At 70.2% G+C, this 15,232-nt stretch carries 14 protein-coding genes; 4 read left to right on the forward strand and 10 right to left on the reverse strand.

The features are described from left to right. The first annotated feature begins 41 nt into the window (after positions 1 to 41). Positions 42 to 1,580 carry a serine/threonine-protein kinase gene (locus ACQPZP_RS33615; RefSeq protein WP_433473714.1) on the forward strand — a complete coding sequence of 513 codons (1,539 nt, stop codon included), beginning with the start codon at positions 42 to 44 and terminating at the stop codon, positions 1,578 to 1,580. Here the strand turns inward: ACQPZP_RS33615 and ACQPZP_RS33620 are convergent. The 5 genes from ACQPZP_RS33620 to ACQPZP_RS33640 all read right to left on the reverse strand — a co-directional run bounded on the left by ACQPZP_RS33620 (position 1,577) and on the right by ACQPZP_RS33640 (position 6,666). Further along, positions 1,577 to 3,265, reverse strand: a complete 1,689-nt coding sequence (locus ACQPZP_RS33620) for a putative PEP-binding protein (protein ID WP_433473715.1) — start codon at positions 3,263 to 3,265, stop codon at positions 1,577 to 1,579. The genes ACQPZP_RS33615 and ACQPZP_RS33620 overlap by 4 nt on opposite strands. Further along, positions 3,262 to 3,897, reverse strand: coding sequence for a dihydroxyacetone kinase subunit DhaL (dhaL, locus tag ACQPZP_RS33625; protein WP_433473716.1), 636 nt, complete (start codon positions 3,895 to 3,897; stop codon positions 3,262 to 3,264). Before dhaL ends, ACQPZP_RS33620 begins: the two co-directional genes overlap by 4 nt. A 106-nt stretch (positions 3,898 to 4,003) precedes the next feature. Next, a complete protein-coding gene (dhaK, locus tag ACQPZP_RS33630) occupies positions 4,004 to 5,002 on the reverse strand; it encodes a dihydroxyacetone kinase subunit DhaK (protein WP_433473717.1) in 999 nt (332 codons plus the stop codon). Continuing rightward, entirely contained in the window at positions 4,999 to 5,760 is a 762-nt protein-coding gene (locus ACQPZP_RS33635) for an MIP/aquaporin family protein (protein ID WP_433473718.1), read from the reverse strand. Before ACQPZP_RS33635 ends, dhaK begins: the two co-directional genes overlap by 4 nt. A 141-nt stretch (positions 5,761 to 5,901) precedes the next feature. Then, a complete protein-coding gene (locus ACQPZP_RS33640; RefSeq protein ID WP_433473719.1) occupies positions 5,902 to 6,666 on the reverse strand; it encodes an IclR family transcriptional regulator in 765 nt (254 codons plus the stop codon). A gap of 70 nt (positions 6,667 to 6,736) precedes the next feature. Here ACQPZP_RS33640 and dhaM point away from each other — a divergent pair, with 70 nt between their 5' ends. Next, positions 6,737 to 7,126, forward strand: coding sequence for a dihydroxyacetone kinase phosphoryl donor subunit DhaM (gene dhaM / locus ACQPZP_RS33645; protein ID WP_433473720.1), 390 nt, complete (start codon positions 6,737 to 6,739; stop codon positions 7,124 to 7,126). Continuing rightward, positions 7,110 to 7,391, forward strand: a complete 282-nt coding sequence (locus ACQPZP_RS33650; RefSeq protein WP_433473721.1) for an HPr family phosphocarrier protein — start codon at positions 7,110 to 7,112, stop codon at positions 7,389 to 7,391. The genes dhaM and ACQPZP_RS33650 overlap by 17 nt, the downstream gene beginning before the upstream one ends. A gap of 23 nt (positions 7,392 to 7,414) precedes the next feature. On the opposite strand, the gene ACQPZP_RS33655 is transcribed toward ACQPZP_RS33650, so the two are convergent. From ACQPZP_RS33655 to ACQPZP_RS33665, 3 genes are all read right to left on the reverse strand, one after another. Next, positions 7,415 to 9,598 (reverse strand): hypothetical protein, encoded by a 2,184-nt coding sequence (locus tag ACQPZP_RS33655; RefSeq protein WP_433473722.1) that lies wholly within the window; start codon positions 9,596 to 9,598, stop codon positions 7,415 to 7,417. A gap of 180 nt (positions 9,599 to 9,778) precedes the next feature. Further along, the gene (locus tag ACQPZP_RS33660) at positions 9,779 to 11,107 is read right to left on the reverse strand and encodes an amidase (protein WP_433473723.1); all 1,329 of its coding nucleotides are present in this window, start codon (positions 11,105 to 11,107) and stop codon (positions 9,779 to 9,781) included. A gap of 4 nt (positions 11,108 to 11,111) precedes the next feature. After that, positions 11,112 to 12,023, reverse strand: coding sequence for a nitrilase family protein (locus tag ACQPZP_RS33665; RefSeq protein WP_433473724.1), 912 nt, complete (start codon positions 12,021 to 12,023; stop codon positions 11,112 to 11,114). A 136-nt stretch (positions 12,024 to 12,159) separates the two neighbouring features. Between ACQPZP_RS33665 and ACQPZP_RS33670 the strand changes: the two genes are divergently transcribed. Further along, the gene (locus ACQPZP_RS33670; RefSeq protein WP_433473725.1) at positions 12,160 to 12,615 is read left to right on the forward strand and encodes a winged helix-turn-helix transcriptional regulator; all 456 of its coding nucleotides are present in this window, start codon (positions 12,160 to 12,162) and stop codon (positions 12,613 to 12,615) included. Positions 12,616 to 12,662: 47 nt separating this feature from the next. Here ACQPZP_RS33670 and ACQPZP_RS33675 read toward each other — a convergent pair whose 3' ends face one another. Further along, positions 12,663 to 13,880: a hypothetical protein gene (locus tag ACQPZP_RS33675; protein ID WP_433473726.1), complete on the reverse strand. Its 1,218-nt coding sequence runs from the start codon at positions 13,878 to 13,880 to the stop codon at positions 12,663 to 12,665. After that, on the reverse strand, positions 13,873 to 15,213 hold the full coding sequence (locus ACQPZP_RS33680; RefSeq protein WP_433473727.1) for a family 43 glycosylhydrolase: 1,341 nt from the start codon (positions 15,211 to 15,213) through the stop codon (positions 13,873 to 13,875). Before ACQPZP_RS33680 ends, ACQPZP_RS33675 begins: the two co-directional genes overlap by 8 nt. Positions 15,214 to 15,232 lie beyond the last annotated feature (19 nt).

Raw genomic sequence — 15,232 nt, forward strand, 5'->3', positions numbered from 1 at the left:
ATCGCCTTCTCCCGGGCGTTCCGCACCGATAGATTCCGATCATGGGCTGGGACGGTGACGGGGTACTGGCGGGCCGGTACAGGAATCTCGGCCGGATCGGCCAGGGCGGCATGGGCTCGGTGTGGCGCGCCCATGACGTCGACCTCGACCGCGAGGTCGCCGTCAAGGAGCTCCGGGTGCCCGAACAGGTCACCGACCAGGAGCGGCGCGTCTGGTACGCCCGGATGGAACGCGAGGCCCGCGCCGCCGCCCGGCTGAGGCACACCGGCATCGTCACCGTCTATGACCGGGTGATGGGCGACGACGGCCGTCCCTGGATCGTCATGGAGCTGGTCCGCGGCCGTTCCCTCGAACAGCTGCTGGCCGAGCGGAAGGCGATCCCCCAGAGCCAGGTCGCCGCGATCGGGCTCGCGATGCTGGACGCCCTCTCGGCCGCCCACGCGCAGGGCGTCGTCCACCGCGACGTCAAGCCCGCCAACGTGCTCCTCGAAGGCGACCGGGTCCTCCTCACCGACTTCGGCATCGCGGCGCTGGAAGGCGACGTCACCATCACCCGTTCGGGCATGGTGCTGGGCACGCCCGCCTACATGTCGCCCGAACAGGTGGAGGGCAAGGCCGTCACCCCGGCCTCGGACCTGTGGTCCTTGGCCGCCACCCTGTACGCGGCGGTCGAGGGCCGCCGTCCGTTCGACGGGCCCAGCCATGGGGCCGTCTTCGTCGCGATCGCCACCCGGCAGCCGCCCCCGCCCCGGTGCGGAGGCCCGCTGGCCCAGGCCCTGAACGGCCTGCTGCGCAAGGACCCGGACGAACGGCTCTCCCCCGCCCAGGTCCGCGACCTGCTCAACGCCGTCCTGGACCCCACCGCCGAGACCGCTGCCGACGCCGGACCGCGCGTCCCTCAACGGCCGCCCCGCACCGCGCTGCTCCACCCGCCCACCAGCGACGTCCCGCCGCCGCGCTATCGGACGGCCCTCGTCAGAGCCGCCCTCCTGTGCACCGCGCTCGCCGCCCTGGCCTTCCTGGCCGGGCCGTGGAAGGGGACCAGCGAAGAGCCACCCATCGAGCTGTACACGAACGACGTGCTCATAGTGCTGCTGCCCGTGGTCGTGGCGTTCATCCTCATGTGCGGGCTGTGGTTCCTGCCGCACAGGCCGGCGCTCGTCCTCGCCCTGGTGTCCGCGATCCTCGGCGGCCTGCACGTGGAAGCCCTCGTCCTGTTCGCGTACCGACGGTCCGGCAGGGTCTCGGTCATCGAGCCCAACGTCGGATTCGAGATCTCCTGGGTGCTGAGCACGCTCGCGTTCATGCTCGCCTTCGCCGCGGTGAACCCGTCGCTCGCCCGACGGGTGACGAACCCGCCCGCCCGCCATGCCCTGCTCACCGTGGTCGTGCTCGTCGAAGGCCTGGTGGCCCTGGTCTGGATCGTGCCCGTCTACGAGCTGGCAGGGTCGGGCCTGGACCTGGACTCGGACCACAACGCCCCCCTCATCGCCCCTCTCATGCTCCTGGGCCTGATCTGGCTCGGCACCCAGCCGTTCATCTGGTCGAGCAAGGTCAGGGCCGAGTTCTCCCGTCGCTAGGCCCCGTCCTGAGTGCGTTCGCGGACCAGGGTCCATGCCTGCTGGACGGTGTCGCACTCCAGCGCTGCTTTGGCCATGTCCATGCAGTCGGCGATGCGGAGCCGGCGGATGCGGTGGCGGATCTCGTCAACGCCGGCGGGGGCCGCTGAGAGGATGTCGACGCCGAGGCCGAGCAGCAGCGGGAAGACCAGCGGGTGCGCGGCGGCGTCACCGCAGACCGACACCGTGCGGCCATGGCCGTGGGCTGCCCGGACGGCACGGGCGATCGCCGTCAGCACCCGCGGATGGGCCGTCATCGCGGGCCCGGCGGCGGGGTCGCGGCGGTCGAGGCCGAGGATCTGGCCGGTGAGGTCGTTGGTGCCGATCGAGACGAACTCCGAGGCCGCCGTCAGCTCGTGGGCGCGCTCGACGGCCTGCGGGAGTTCGATCATGATCCCGAGCGGGGGCGGCGGCACGGCGATGGCCGCGGCGGCTTCGTGCAGGAGACGCCGGCAGGCGTGCAGTTCGGCGAGGTCGGCGACCATGGGGATCATGATGCGCAGCTCGGTGCCGGCGGGCGCGGCGCTGAGGATGGCGCGGAACTGGGCGCCGAGGGCGTCCGGGACGGCGAGCATCTCCGGCAGCCACCGGGCGATCCGTTCCCCTTCGCGCTCGTGGGCGAGGAAGGGCGGCAGCTTGTCGTCGGCGAAGTCGAGCGTGCGCACGGTCACCGGCTCGCCCGCGAGCTTGGCGAGGATCGGTAGCAGGGCCCGGGTGTGGAGGGTTTGTGTCGGCCACCGGGTCGCGTCGAGGAAGGGCAGTTCGGTGCGGAGCAGTCCGATGCCGTCGGCCTTGACTTCAAGCGCTGCCCGCGCTTCGTCGGGGGTGGCGATGTTGGCCCGCAGTGTCACCTCGTGGCCGTCGGCGGTGCGGCAGGGCTGGTCACGTTCGGAGGCGTAGGCCTCTTGCAGGGCCCGGACGTGCGCCAGTTGCGCCAGCACGGCCTCCCGCTCTGCGGCGGGCGGGTCGAGCTGTATGCGTCCGTGTTCGCCATCGATGAGCAGTTCGACGCCGTCTTCCAGATCCAGGACGGCGGGATCGATGCCGACCAGGAGGGGGATGCACAGCGACCGGGCGACGATGGCGGCGTGCGAGTTCGGACCACCGGTCACCGAGAGAGCGGCGACGATCGGCGCGTCGGCGTCGAGCAGGTCGGCTGCGCCGATCTCCTGCGCGACGAGCACGAGTGGTCCCGCCGTGATGTGCGACGCGCGGCCGTCGAGCCAGGCGAGCGCCCGCCGGCCGACCTGGCGAACGTCGGCGGCCCGTTCGGCGAGGATCGGATCGTCGAGTGCGGCGATCGCGTCGGCGTGCCAGGTGACGGCCTGCCTGATCGCCACGGTCGCCGGGACGCCCTGCTCGGCCCGCCGTACCGCCGCCGCGAGGAGATCGGGGTCGCGGGCGATGTACCCGGTGACCTCCATGATGTCGGCGTCGTGCGGCCGGCCGCGGGTGCGCAGCCGTTCCGCCAGCCGGGCGAGGTCCGCGGCGACGGCCGCGAACGCGTCGGTGATGCGCCGTACCGGATCGCCCGCTCCGCGCCGCGGCAGGGACGCCTCGGCCGGCCGGTCGGTGCGGTGCGCGAATCCGAGTGCCGTCCCCGGCGCCGCGACTTCGCCGATGAGCGTCGTCGTCCCCGTCGTCATGGCCTCACCGCCTGGGCGAGGGCGCGGAAGACGAGGGCCATGGACGTGGCCCCTGGGTCCTGGTGGCCCTCGCTGCGGGGGCCGAGGTAGGACGCGCGGCCCTTGCGGGCGATCATCGGGATGGTGGCGTGCATTCCCTCCTCGGCCGCGTCGGCGGCCGCGCTCGCTGTCTCGGCCAGGGTGGAGCCGCCCTCGGTGGCCTTCGCGAAGGCGTCGACGGCGGGGAGGTATGCGTCGATCATGGTCTTGTCGCCGGGCCGGGCGACGCCGAGCCGCTGCAGGGCCTCCGCGCCCGCGCGCAGGCCGGCGAGGAGCCGGTCGGCCGTCACGTCGGGCGTGGTGAGCTGCTTGCCGGCCGCGCGGAACGCCGAGCCGTACAGCGGACCGGCCGCCCCGCCGACGGTGGACATCAGGGTCGTTCCGGTCTTCACCAGCACCTCGCCGGGTGTGCCGAAGTCCGGCCCGTCGAGGGCGGCGAGGACGGCGTCGAAGCCGCGCCGCATGTTGATCCCGTGATCGGCGTCGCCGATGGCCGAGTCGAGCTGGGTCAGGTGGTCGGCGTCGCGCTCGATCGCCGCGGCGATGGCCCGCACCCAGGTGAGGGCGGTGTCGCTGTCGAAAAGGGTGTCCACGATGGTTCCTTGGTGTGGGGAGCCGGCACGGCTTCGTGCAGCGGCTGGGGCGGCGAGGCGGGGTGCGGCCCGCTGGGACGGGCCGCACCCCACCGGGGTCATCGGGTCAGGTGCCCCAGCGCAGGGCCGGGGTGTTCACCGGGGCGTCCCAGAGATCCAGCATCCGCCCGTCGGCCTGGCAGATGGTGAAGGACGCACCGGCCATGTCGAGGCTGGTGACGTAGTCGCCGACGAGGCTGCGGGCGATGTGCACGCCGCGCTCGGCGAGTTGCGCGGCGACCTCGCCGTACAGCAGGTAGAGCTCGATCAGCGGTGTGCCGCCCAGGCCGTTGACCATGACGATGGCCGGTGTGCCGCTCCTGGGCGGGAGGTCGCCGAGGATGGCGTCGAGGGCGGAGGCGACGATCTCGCGGGCGGGGCGCACCTTCTCCCGGCTGCGGCCCGGTTCGCCGTGGATGCCGACGCCGACCTCCATCTCGTCGTCGGGCAGGTCGAAGCCGGGCCTGCCCGCACCGGGGGTGGTGCAGGCGGTCAGGGCGACGGCGAAGGAGCGGGAGGCGGCGTTGACCCGGCGGCCGAGGTCGGCGACCGCGGCGAGGTCGGCGCCCTGCTCGGCGGCCGCTCCTGCGATCTTCTCGACGAACAGGGTGGCGCCGGTACCGCGCCGTCCCGCGGTCCAGGTGGAGTCCTGCACGGCCACGTCGTCGTCGACGAGCACCGTCTGGACCTCGATGCCGTCGTCTTCGGCGAGCTCGGTGGCGAGCTGGAAGTTCAGCACATCGCCGGTGTAGTTCTTGACGATGAACACCGCCCCGCCGCCGGCGTCGGTGGCCTTGACCGCGGTGTGCATCTGATCGGGCACCGGGGAGGTGAAGACCTCGCCGGGGCAGGCGGCGTCGAGCATCCCCGTGCCGACGAAACCGCCGTGCAGGGGCTCGTGGCCGGAGCCGCCGCCGGAGATCAGCGCGACCTTGCCGGCGCGGGGCGCCTCCGCCCTGATGATCACCCGGTTGACGGTGTCCACCGACAGCGAGGGATGCGCGGCGGCCACCCCGGCCAGTGCGTCCTTCAGAACGGTGTCGGGAGCGTTGATGAACTTCTTCATGACGCCAGTGCCTCCTTGTCGGCCGCGGTCTGCCGGACGTGCCGCGGGCGTGGCGGCCGGTTGAGCACGGCGACGTAGACGAGCCCGGCGACGACCGCGCCGACGATCTCCGCGGCCAGGTAGACGGGCAGCTGGTCCCAGTGGACGGTCGTGCCGCCGGCCTGGCCGACCAGCATCGGGCCCAGGGTGCGGGCCGGGTTGATCGAGGCGCCGGTGGCCGGGGCGACCGGGATGATGATGGCGAAGACCGCCAGGCCGATCGCCATGCCCGCGAACCCGCCGGGTGCGCGGCGGTCGATCGCGCCGAACACGACCAGGGCGAGCAGGAACGTCCCGATGGCCTCGGCGGTGAAGGCCTGGCCGGGGCCGACGCCCGTGCCGTACGCGGCGATGCCGAGGCCGGTGTCGATCGCCTTGTGCCCGAGCACGCCGACGATGGCCGCACTGCCGAGCACCGCCCCGGCGAGCTGGGCGAGCAGGTAGCCGGGCACCTCGCGCCACGGCATCCGCCCGGTCGCGGCGAGGGCGAGTGTGATCGCCGGGTTGATCTGGCAGCCGGAGATGTGGCCGATCATGTAGACGGCCGCGATGACGGCGGTGGCGAAGGCCAGGGAGATCATCCCGAGCTGGGCCATGGTGAACGGCGCGTCGCCGCCCAAGATGAGGGTGGCCGGCACCGAGCCGACCCCGATGAACACGAGCATCCCGGTGCCGAGCACCTCTGCGAGGAGTTTCTGCGGGCGACTGTTCTCTTCCATGGTTCCCCCGCCGGCCGACGGTGCCGCCCGGCGGCTCACCTCCTCAAGACAGGTCGGAACAGCGTTCATCATTGATGAACGTTGAACGGAACTTAAAGGAGGCGGGAGGGTGTGTCAAGGGTCACATGGAGGGGAGGACGCTCAGCCTGCGGCGCGCCGGAGCAGGCCGCGGCCCGCGCCCAGGTCACGGGACAGGTTGCGCGCGGTCTCCCGGACCGCCACCGCGGACTCCTCCAGCCGCCCCTCGGCCAGCAGCCGCTCGACCGGTCCGACCACGCCGATGGCGCCCGCGATCTGCCCCGACCGGTCCACGACCGGGGCGGCGATCGCCGCTTCGCCCAGCGCGGACTCCTGGTCCTCCACTGCGTATCCCCGCTGCCGGACGTCCGCGAGCTGCTCGGCGAGCAGCTCGGGCGAGGTCACACTGGCGCCGGTCAGCACGGCGAGCTCGCCGCCGAGCAACCCGGATTCGACGGCCTCGGCCTCGAAGGCGACGATGGCCTTGCCCAGCGCGCACGTGTTCCAGGGGATGCTGGCCCCGACCTCCAGAATCTGCACGGCCCCCTCGGGCCGGAACGCGTGATGGACGATCAGGACGTGGTCGCTGGCCAGCACGCCGACCCACACCGCCTCACCGGTCTGCACGGCCAGCCGGTCGGCCCAGGTGAGGGAGCGGGTGCGCAGTTCGTGCCCGTCCAGGTAGGCGTTGCCGAGCAGTACCAGCCCCGGGCCGAGGGCATAGCGGCTGGACTCGCGGTCCTGCACGACCAGGCCTTCCGCCTCCAGCGTGCGCAGCATCGCGTGCACGGTCGGCTTGGCGACCCCGAGCCGGTCGGCCAGCTCGGTGACGCCCAGCCGCCGGCCTCCGCCCGCCAGCTCCCGGAGGATGGCCACGGCCCGTTGCACAGACTGGATCATCAACTACCCACTTGTTCGGTATTGCTGAACGGCGTTCCGGAATCTAGAGTCTCTGTTCATGCAGCAACCAGTTGGCATCGTACTCGTGTCGCACAGCGCCCAACTCGCCGACGGGCTGGCGGACCTCGTCCGCCAGGTCGCACCGGAGGACGTGCCCGTCCAGCCCGCCGGCGGCACCGACGACGGCAGGATCGGCACGAGTTACGAGAAGGTCCGCAAGGCGATCGCCGCGGCCGACCGGGGGGCCGGCGTCGCGGTGCTGGCCGACCTGGGCAGTTCGGTGCTCACCACGCGCGCCGTCCTGACCGACCATTCCGCCCCGACCGTGATCATGGCCGACGCGCCCTTCGTGGAGGGCGCCGTCGCCGCCGCGGTCCTGGCGGCCACGGCCGATCTCAAGACCGTCGTCACCGCCGCCGAGGAGGCCCGCCATGCCGGCAAGCTCTGACCCCACCGTGACCACGTCCGCCGCGGACGTCGTGCTGCCCGCCCATCTGCATGCCCGGCCCGCCGGCCACCTGGCCCAGGCCGCCGCGCGGTTCCTCTCCTCGGTGACCCTCCGCCACCAGGACCGCACCGTCGACGCCGCCGGGATCCTCGCTCTCCTGGGCCTCGGCGCGACCGCCGGCTCCACGGTCACCCTCCAGGCCGAAGGCCCTGACGCCGAGGCGGCCGTCCGCGCCCTCGCGGAGATCCTCGCCACGGCCGAATAGAGATCAGTGCGAAGCGGGGCGCTTCAACGGGCCCGGTCGGCGCCGCTTGCGGCGTCCACCGGTCCGGCGTGGGCTTCTTCCATGGACCAGGTGCCGGAGCCCCCGGTGATCTGGAGGAGCCTGTGGGACCTGAGTTCCAACTCCTGGTCTCTGGGCGGGAGCACGAGCGTCTGCAAGGGGACGAGAGTGGCGCCGAGGTGCACGAGGCCGCAGCCGCCCCCTCCGCGGAACAGCACGCGCCCCGGTGGTCCCAGGTAACGGACGACTGCGGCACGATCGCCCGCGATGGATCCCTCGAACGGCCTGACATGGCCGGTGAGAGGCACAGGTATGCCGTCCTCGCCCCTGGAATGCCCCAGGGAACCCACATCGGCCTGCTCCAGTGGCGCCACGTCGATCCGCCACTCGGCCCTGTCGGTCCTGACCTGGAGCACCGCCCCCGACGGAACGGCGAACGTGCTCCGATTCGGCGCCGAGCACCCATCTCCCGGCTTCGGCCCGAGCGCACCCGCGGACACCACCGGCCTGCGGCCGTAGAGCCCGGCCAGGTCGGGTCCGCGCAGATGGACCTCGTGAAACTCTCCGCCCGGGCACGTCAGAACAGCAATCCCAGGTGGGCCCTTGTACGTGAGCACTTCGGCCCCGTAACCCGTGGCCGAGCGGGCGAACGAGCGCGACCGCTCCGGGCCGCCGATCGTGATGGTCCAGGGCCCTTCGGCCTCGACATGAAGGAACCGGTTGGTGAGCACCTCCTCCGCCACCCAGCGGTCGTCCAGGACGGCGGTGGCGGGCGGAGTATCGGGACGGCACGTGATCACCGGGGTTCCAGCGCCGAACTCGGTACGCCGAAGGGAGACCCTCAGCGAGCCGGGGCCCTCGGTCGCGAACTCGGCGAGCACCGGCTGGGCGAGCCGTCCCTTGATCTTGAGGCGCTTGCTCCCGACGCCGTGGTGCGTGCGAAGCCTGCCGTAATAGGCGTGATCGACCGATGCGAGCTGCGGCGATGGTGTCGTCTCCTCGTCCACCAGCCAGCGATCGAGGTCGGTGGCCACCCTGCGCGGCTCCTTGACCCGAAGCCACAGCGAGCGGACCGGACGACCTCGCTGAGGGATCGTCGGACGCGACCCCGGGCCGTTCGAGCACAGCATGACCCAGAACCAGTTCCCCCACCGCAGCCGCCGCGCGGGGAGCCGGACGAGGTCCCGCGTCCGCAGGACGAGGTTGACCTCCGCCCCGAACGGCGTCAGATGGGCCGCCTCTTCCTCCTCTTGCCATCGACCTGGCTCACTGTCATGGCGGACCTCCACGACGCTGGTACGTGGAATCCGCAGCACCTTCCACAGCAGCAGCCCGTCCCAGATGACGATCTCGTCTTCGGTCACCCACATCCGCGGCCGCACCAGAACCAGTCGGAGCGTCTGGATCACGACGGTCACCATGACGGCCATGAGGACCAGCGACCACGAACGGGCGATCGACTCGACCAATGTGGTCCTCTCCTGGCCGGTGATCCAAACCGCATATAGAAGCGGCGTCACCGCACCCAGCGGGATCAGGGTGGCCGCCACCGCCACGGTCCTCCCCCAGGACCTGGCCATCTTCGTCCGGACCGTGGACCTGCCAGGCCAGGCCGACCACCCCCACCGGTCTCGGCCGACAGGGTCGCGCACCGCGGAACGGCCTTGGCCTCTCATCTCCCGACGCGCCGAGCGAGCAGGCCGGGTTCGCTGCACACCCCACAGCACCCAGGCGATCAAACCCGCCCCCATGCCCCCGATGAGGATGGCGGCGAATCCCGCGCCGAATGCCTCGTCCCACTCTGGTGTTCCGCCGACCATGTGGACGAAGTCCCGCGAGCCGACGTCGAGGGCGGGAACCGCATCCCCGGCGGAGACGGAACGGTGATCATCGCCCCGCAACTGAGTCCGGTCGACGATCACGCGTCGGTCTCCGCTGGCCCGAAACGTGCCGTTCCAGGAACATTCGCCTCGCGAGCACGACCTGGAGTGGGCGGTGAACACCCCCAGGACACCGTCGCCTCGGGCGGCGTGCCGGGTGGCCTCGACCTCGTCCACCGTGGCGCTCAAGGCGAAGTTCCCGACCATCAGCAGGACGATGCCCACGAACAGCCGGACGACGGCAAGACACCCCGGACTGCCGAGAACGTATCTCTCGGCCAGCGAGTCGACCTCGCGTCTCCTGCTCATCCCGCCTCGGATCCAGACCGCCGTCTAAGAACGAGCCGCACGGTACATACGTACAACTAAGGATCACACGGGCCAAACAGAATAATGTCAACAGGATCCGCCATAACGGTTTGAGGGCCGTTCGTCGCCTTGCCAGTCCTTGTTGAATCCGCCTAGATGCGAGTGAAAGCTCCCTTCGGGCTATTCGGTTGAGTGCCGGGTGATCTCGAGCGTCCGGGCAGCGGCGAAGAGAAGCCCTTCGTTGCCCGGCGCGGTGACGAGTTGTGCGGCGATCGGCAGTCCGTCCAGCCGGCCCGCGGGGACGCTGATCGCCGGCGAACCCGTCATGTTCCACGGACTGGTCAGTGAGAGCAGTGCCGCACGGACTTCGAGGTCGGTGCCGTCGATCGAGACGCTGCGATCGCCGACAGGCGGCGCCACGATCGGTACGGTCGGCAGAGCCAGGACGTCGTACGTCGACAGCAACTCATCGACCATGGCCCGGAGCTCCTGGCGGGCCTCCTCGGCTTGGGCGTAGAGCCGATCAGAGATCTCACGGCCCTTGTGGAGTCGAGCGCGCACCTCTGGATCGATGAGGTCCTCGTCTGCGGCCAGATGGTGCTCATGCACCTGGAACGCTTCCTTGCCCTGGAGGGTGGAGAAGATTTCGAACAGTTCCCATTTGGAGAAACCCTCGACGATGTCGACGTCGAAGGCCCTGTCCACGAGCCGTCGCGTCAACTTTTCGATCCGCCGATCCGTCACGGCGATGCGCCCGGGCGGAATCCAACCGACGGCGATGCGGTCATCAGCGGCGGCCGGGGAGTTCACAGGCCGGTCGCTCAGTGCCTGGTAGCCGATCAGCGCGTCCTCGGACGTGGCCGCGAAGAGCCCGACGTGGTCCAGGGACGGAGCCAACGGGTACACGCCTGCGCTGGAGACGGCGTCGTAGGCGGGCTCGAAACCGACGACACCGCAGAGCGCCGCGGGCACCCGGACCGATCCGGCCGTGTCGGTGCCCAGAGTGAGGGGCACCATTCCGGCGGCCACCGCGACGGCGCTGCCTCCGCTACTGCCGCCGGACATCCGGCTGGGGTCGTTCGGATTGCGCGAGACGCCGTGGGCGGATCGATCGCCGGTCGCGCCGTACGCGAACTCGTGCAGGGTCGTCTTTCCGATGATCACGGCTCCGGCGTCGCGCAACCGTCGTACGACCTCCGCGTCCTGTGTCGCCGTGCCGCCGAATGCTGTGGCCGATCCACAACCGGTCGGCAGACCGGCCATGTCAATGAGGTCCTTCACCGCCACCGGAATGCCGTGCAGCGGCCCCAGGTCTATGCCCGCGGCACGTTGTTCGTCGGCCGCCCGCGCCGCCGCGCGAGCTCCTTCGTCGTCGATGAGGACGAACGCGTTCAGGCTGGGATTCAGCTCACGCGTACGGCGCAACGCCGTCTCGGTCAATTCGCGGGCAGAGATCTCCCGTCGACGAAGGGCTTGAGCGAATTCTGCAATGGTCATGACCGTCGTCATCACGTCACCTCGGGAGCGGAGCGCGGTCGCGGTAGCCGAGCATCTGGTCGTACAGGTCGGTGCGACGGTCCCGATGGAGATCGTTCAGCTGATTCCAGATCGGAGCCGTTCGGGCGGCCGTCAGATCGATGTCCGCGTAGATGACGGTGTCCTCGTCCGGACCGGCGATCCGGTCGATCGGCCACCCGTTCGTCCCGGCGATCAACGAGTTGCCCATGAAGCCCGCACCGCGCTCCTGGCCGATCCGGTCCGCGGTGGCGATGAAGACGTTGTTGGCGTGCGCCGCCGTGATGGTCAGGTACGCCGCCATGCACACACCGCTCGCGTCGTACAGGGGTGGTGGCGTCCACACCCAGCCCGTGGGCACGCAGATGATGTCCGCACCCAGCTGAGCCACGATCCGCGCCGTCTCCGGGAACCAGATGTCCCAGCACACGAGCAGCCCGATCCGGCCGATCCTGGTGTCGAACACCGAGAACCCTTCGTCACCCGGGGTGAACCAGAGCTTCTCGGTGTTCCACAGGTGGGTCTTGCGGTACCTGCCGATGTAGCCCTCCGGGCCGACCAGTACGGCGGTGTCGTAGAGCTTCACGCCGTCGAGTTCGGCCACGCAGCCGACGATGTACACGTTCCGCGCGGCGGCGATCCGCGCGAACGACTCCACGGTCGGCCCGTCCGGAACCGGTTCGGCGTGGGCGTACGCCTCTTCGCGGCTCGCGAAGACGTAACCGGTGGTCGCGAGCTCGGGAAGCACGATCAGGCCGGCTCCCGCGTCCGCCGCCGCCGTCAGCCGCCGCTCGACCGCCAGGGCGTTGGTCTTGAGGTTCTCGACCCCGACCCGCGGTTCGAACTGCACGACCGCGACCCCCACCGGGCTCACCCCCGGATCCGCGCTGTCCTTCGCCTGTGTCGCCATGACGTGGCCTCCTCCGCCGTCCGCGAAATCTGGTTTCAAGTTAAAACCAGCTTGGGTGGGAGCGTAGGGGAATCCGGTTTATACTTGCAACCACTTGGCCCGGTTCGATCCGGTCGCATCACCGAAGGGGACGCCGATGCCGCAGCGCGTGACGCACGAGCGAGCAGAGTGCCCGGTCGCCCGGGCGGTCGACGTCATCGGGGATCGCTGGTCGCTGCTCATCGTCCGGGACGCCTTCGACGGCATCACCCGGTTCGGCGAGTTCCAGCGGAACCTCGGCCTGGCGAAGAACATCCTGTCGTCGCGCCTGCGCGAACTCGTCGCGCACGACATCCTTGAGGTCGTCCCGGCCGCAGACGGGAGCGCCTATCACGAGTACGCGTTGACCCGGAAGGGCCGGGAACTCTTCGCCATCCTGGTCAGCCTTCGGCAGTGGGGCGAGGACCACCTCTTCAACGAAGCCGAGCCGCACTCGGTGCTCCTCGACACCAGGACCGAGAAACCCCTCCGAAGACTAGAAGTCAAAGACGCCACCGGCCGCGTCCTCGACTCCACCGAAGCCTTCGTCCGCAAAGTCGGAACGGGGTCCTGAAACCAGGAACACGAGCTGCGCCGCCTTTCCGCGCCGCAACCGGCCTGTCATTGCAGTCGGCGGAAGTCGCCGATCCAGGCGTAGTTCGGCGTCGACATGGCCTGGTCGCGCTGCCGCACCGTCAGCGTGGCGAACACGCTGTTGAGCAGCCAGGGCGGCTTGGTCGCGCTCCAGGCGGCCGTCATGGACGGAATCTGCCGGAAGCCGTACGTCGCCACGGCCAGCCGGCCTGTACGACGGAATCGCTCAACCTCGTCCCGCAGCATGTGTTTCTTGGACTCGAACCAGGGGCTCTGCGAGAGAAATTCGTTCCACTTGCGCGCGGGGAAGGGATGTTCGATCGCTTCGCCGATGACTTGCCACACCTGAGTGTCGGAGGTGTAGCCATAGCGCTGGGCGAATGCGGCCGGTATCCGGTCGGTCATGTGCTGCTGCCAGTACCAGACCAGCGAGAACTCGGTGACCAGAAAGGTCTGGCCAGGGCGGAGCCGCGGCAGGGTGTAGTCCAGGAAGTCCTGGATCCGAGCCTCGTCGGGAACGTGTGGATGAAGGTCGACGCCCTCGATCTCGGGCGTCTCGCGCACGAAGGCAAGGTACCGCTCGACGGCGGGGGTCCGGTTCTGGGGAAGATCCAGCCGGTTCAGTGCCCCCATGAACAGGTGGGTGGGGCAGTCCCTGCCGCAGTGTTCGGCCCGGGTCTCGATGACATGGCGCGCGACGGTCTCGTAGAACCGGTTGAGCCGCTCGTCGCGCTGGGCCGGCATGCTCTCGATGAACGGCTCGTTGCCGATGGTGATGACGTCGACCGTCCCGAGCACAAGCGGCAGCACGCGGTCAAGTCGCTTGAGCTCGGCGGCCATCTCTGCACTGCCGGGCTGGGGGAAGGGGGCGTCGGTTTTGGGGAACTTCAGGCTGAGCAGAGTGTGAAACCCCCGGTCATGGGCCCCGCGAATCACCCGGATCGTGTCGCTCTGCGCCGGCGGGACCTGGTCTGCCTCCGGCAGGATGTAGAAGCCGCGGACCCAGCCGGCGCGTGCCTCGCGCAGTTCCCGATAGTTCAGCTGGTCGAGGTTCTCGTTGTAGTTGGCACCGAGCGCGCCCAGCGCGGGGAGCGGCTCGACCTGGCCGCCGCCCGCGTCACCGGCTGCGGGAGACCCGAGGGAACAGGCGGTCAGGGCGGCGAGGACGCCGGCGATGGTGAAGATCCGGGTGGTGGGGCGGCGTGTGATGCGTCGGCTCCGAGTCCGCGAGTGATCGTCAGCCATTGGTCGAACGGCCTTGGTTCCGGCGCTGGACGTACAGGCGGTCGCCCTCGCGGCCGGTCCATTCCAGCCGGACGACCCCGGGCACGGCGGCGTCGGCGATCCGCGACGGGTCGGCCCAGTAGCCGGCGTTCGGGTTGCGGAAGAACGTCGACCACGGCCGCCCGCTGCCGTCGGTGAAGAAGTTGTTGTGGCCGGCGCCGACACCCGCGGTCCACCGCTCCGAGTACGGGCCCTCGAAGGTGTCCGACACGGCGGCGATCACGTCGTATTGGTACTGCGCGCGGCCGGGACCGGGCGGATCGTAGGCGTAGCGCGTACCGCCGCCGGAATCGGTCGACGTCCGGTCCCATGCGGCGTGCATGAGGTAGTACTTGCCACCGAACTTGAAGACGTAGGCGCCTTCGAGGTACGGCTCGGGCGAGTAGGGCGTTTGCTGGAACTTCGGCAGGTTCGTCGTGGGGACGATGTCTTCCATGTCGTCGCGGAACTTCGCGTACAGATCGTTGTGCAGCACGAGCCACGCGTCGTCGTTCTCGGCGAAAAGGCCGCCGTCGATGTGGTGGTAGGCGCCGGGCTCGATGAAGCTCGGTCCGCCCGTGACCGGGTCACCGAACGGCTTGTCGTGGTTGCCCTCGACGAGCCGGTACGGGCCTTCGATCCCGCCCTCGCTCACCAGCATGAACGAGCCGACCTTGCGGGAGTGGTCGCCCATGCACGCGACGATGTACCACGTCCCGCGGAAGTGGTGCAGCTCCGGCGCCCAGACCTCGCCGCGCTTCCCGAACTGGTCGTCGTACCAGTACTCCTGCCACGGAGCGACGACCGTGCGCCCGGACCGGTTCTCGCCGACGAACTCAGGGGACCACACCTTCCCCTTCTCGGCGCCGGGCCGGACCTTGGTCGTGTCGACCAGCCGCCACGGCCCCCGCAGTGACGGTGACACCCACACGAAGATGCCGTCGTTCCACGGGGCGGCTCGGTCGAGTCCGGGCACGCGGGTGGTCCCGGTGGCGACGTAGAGCGGACGTCCCTTGACGACGAAGCAGTTGACGTAGGTGTCGCGCATCCAGACCAGGCCGCGTTCCCGGTCGCGGGGGCGCAACTCCAGCGGGAGGATGAAGGAGTTGTCACTGCGCGGCCACAGGTCTTGCCGGGTGTCGGCGAGACCGTAGGGCTTGAGGTCGGGCCAATTCGACGGGTACCTCCGCATCGACGCGGCCTCCGTCGAGGACGCCTGCGCGGCGGCGGGCAGTACCGCCCCGGCCAGGGAGCCGGCGACACCGATCAACAAGGACCGCCGGCCGAGGTGCAGGCCGTGATCGGAGCTGGTCATCACTCACTCCTCCTTCGTC

It is taken from the genome of Spirillospora sp. CA-142024 (assembly GCF_050942325.1).
In the GTDB taxonomy this organism is placed as follows: Bacteria; Actinomycetota; Actinomycetes; order Streptosporangiales; family Streptosporangiaceae; genus Spirillospora.

Bases quoted from the DNA above. Each gene is read 5' to 3' on its own strand.
- ACQPZP_RS33670 (WP_433473725.1), top strand. From the start codon at position 12,160: ATGCCGCAGCGCGTGACGCACGAGCGAGCAGAGTGCCCGGTCGCCCGG.
- ACQPZP_RS33655 (WP_433473722.1), bottom strand. From the start codon at position 9,598: ATGAGCAGGAGACGCGAGGTCGACTCGCTGGCCGAGAGATACGTTCTC.
- ACQPZP_RS33680 (WP_433473727.1), bottom strand. From the start codon at position 15,213: ATGACCAGCTCCGATCACGGCCTGCACCTCGGCCGGCGGTCCTTGTTG.
- ACQPZP_RS33650 (WP_433473721.1), top strand. From the start codon at position 7,110: ATGCCGGCAAGCTCTGACCCCACCGTGACCACGTCCGCCGCGGACGTC.
- dhaK (WP_433473717.1), bottom strand. From the start codon at position 5,002: ATGAAGAAGTTCATCAACGCTCCCGACACCGTTCTGAAGGACGCACTG.
- ACQPZP_RS33615 (WP_433473714.1), top strand. From the start codon at position 42: ATGGGCTGGGACGGTGACGGGGTACTGGCGGGCCGGTACAGGAATCTC.
- ACQPZP_RS33620 (WP_433473715.1), bottom strand. From the start codon at position 3,265: ATGACGACGGGGACGACGACGCTCATCGGCGAAGTCGCGGCGCCGGGG.
- ACQPZP_RS33660 (WP_433473723.1), bottom strand. From the start codon at position 11,107: ATGACGACGGTCATGACCATTGCAGAATTCGCTCAAGCCCTTCGTCGA.
- dhaM (WP_433473720.1), top strand. From the start codon at position 6,737: ATGCAGCAACCAGTTGGCATCGTACTCGTGTCGCACAGCGCCCAACTC.
- ACQPZP_RS33635 (WP_433473718.1), bottom strand. From the start codon at position 5,760: ATGGAAGAGAACAGTCGCCCGCAGAAACTCCTCGCAGAGGTGCTCGGC.
- ACQPZP_RS33665 (WP_433473724.1), bottom strand. From the start codon at position 12,023: ATGGCGACACAGGCGAAGGACAGCGCGGATCCGGGGGTGAGCCCGGTG.
- ACQPZP_RS33675 (WP_433473726.1), bottom strand. From the start codon at position 13,880: ATGGCTGACGATCACTCGCGGACTCGGAGCCGACGCATCACACGCCGC.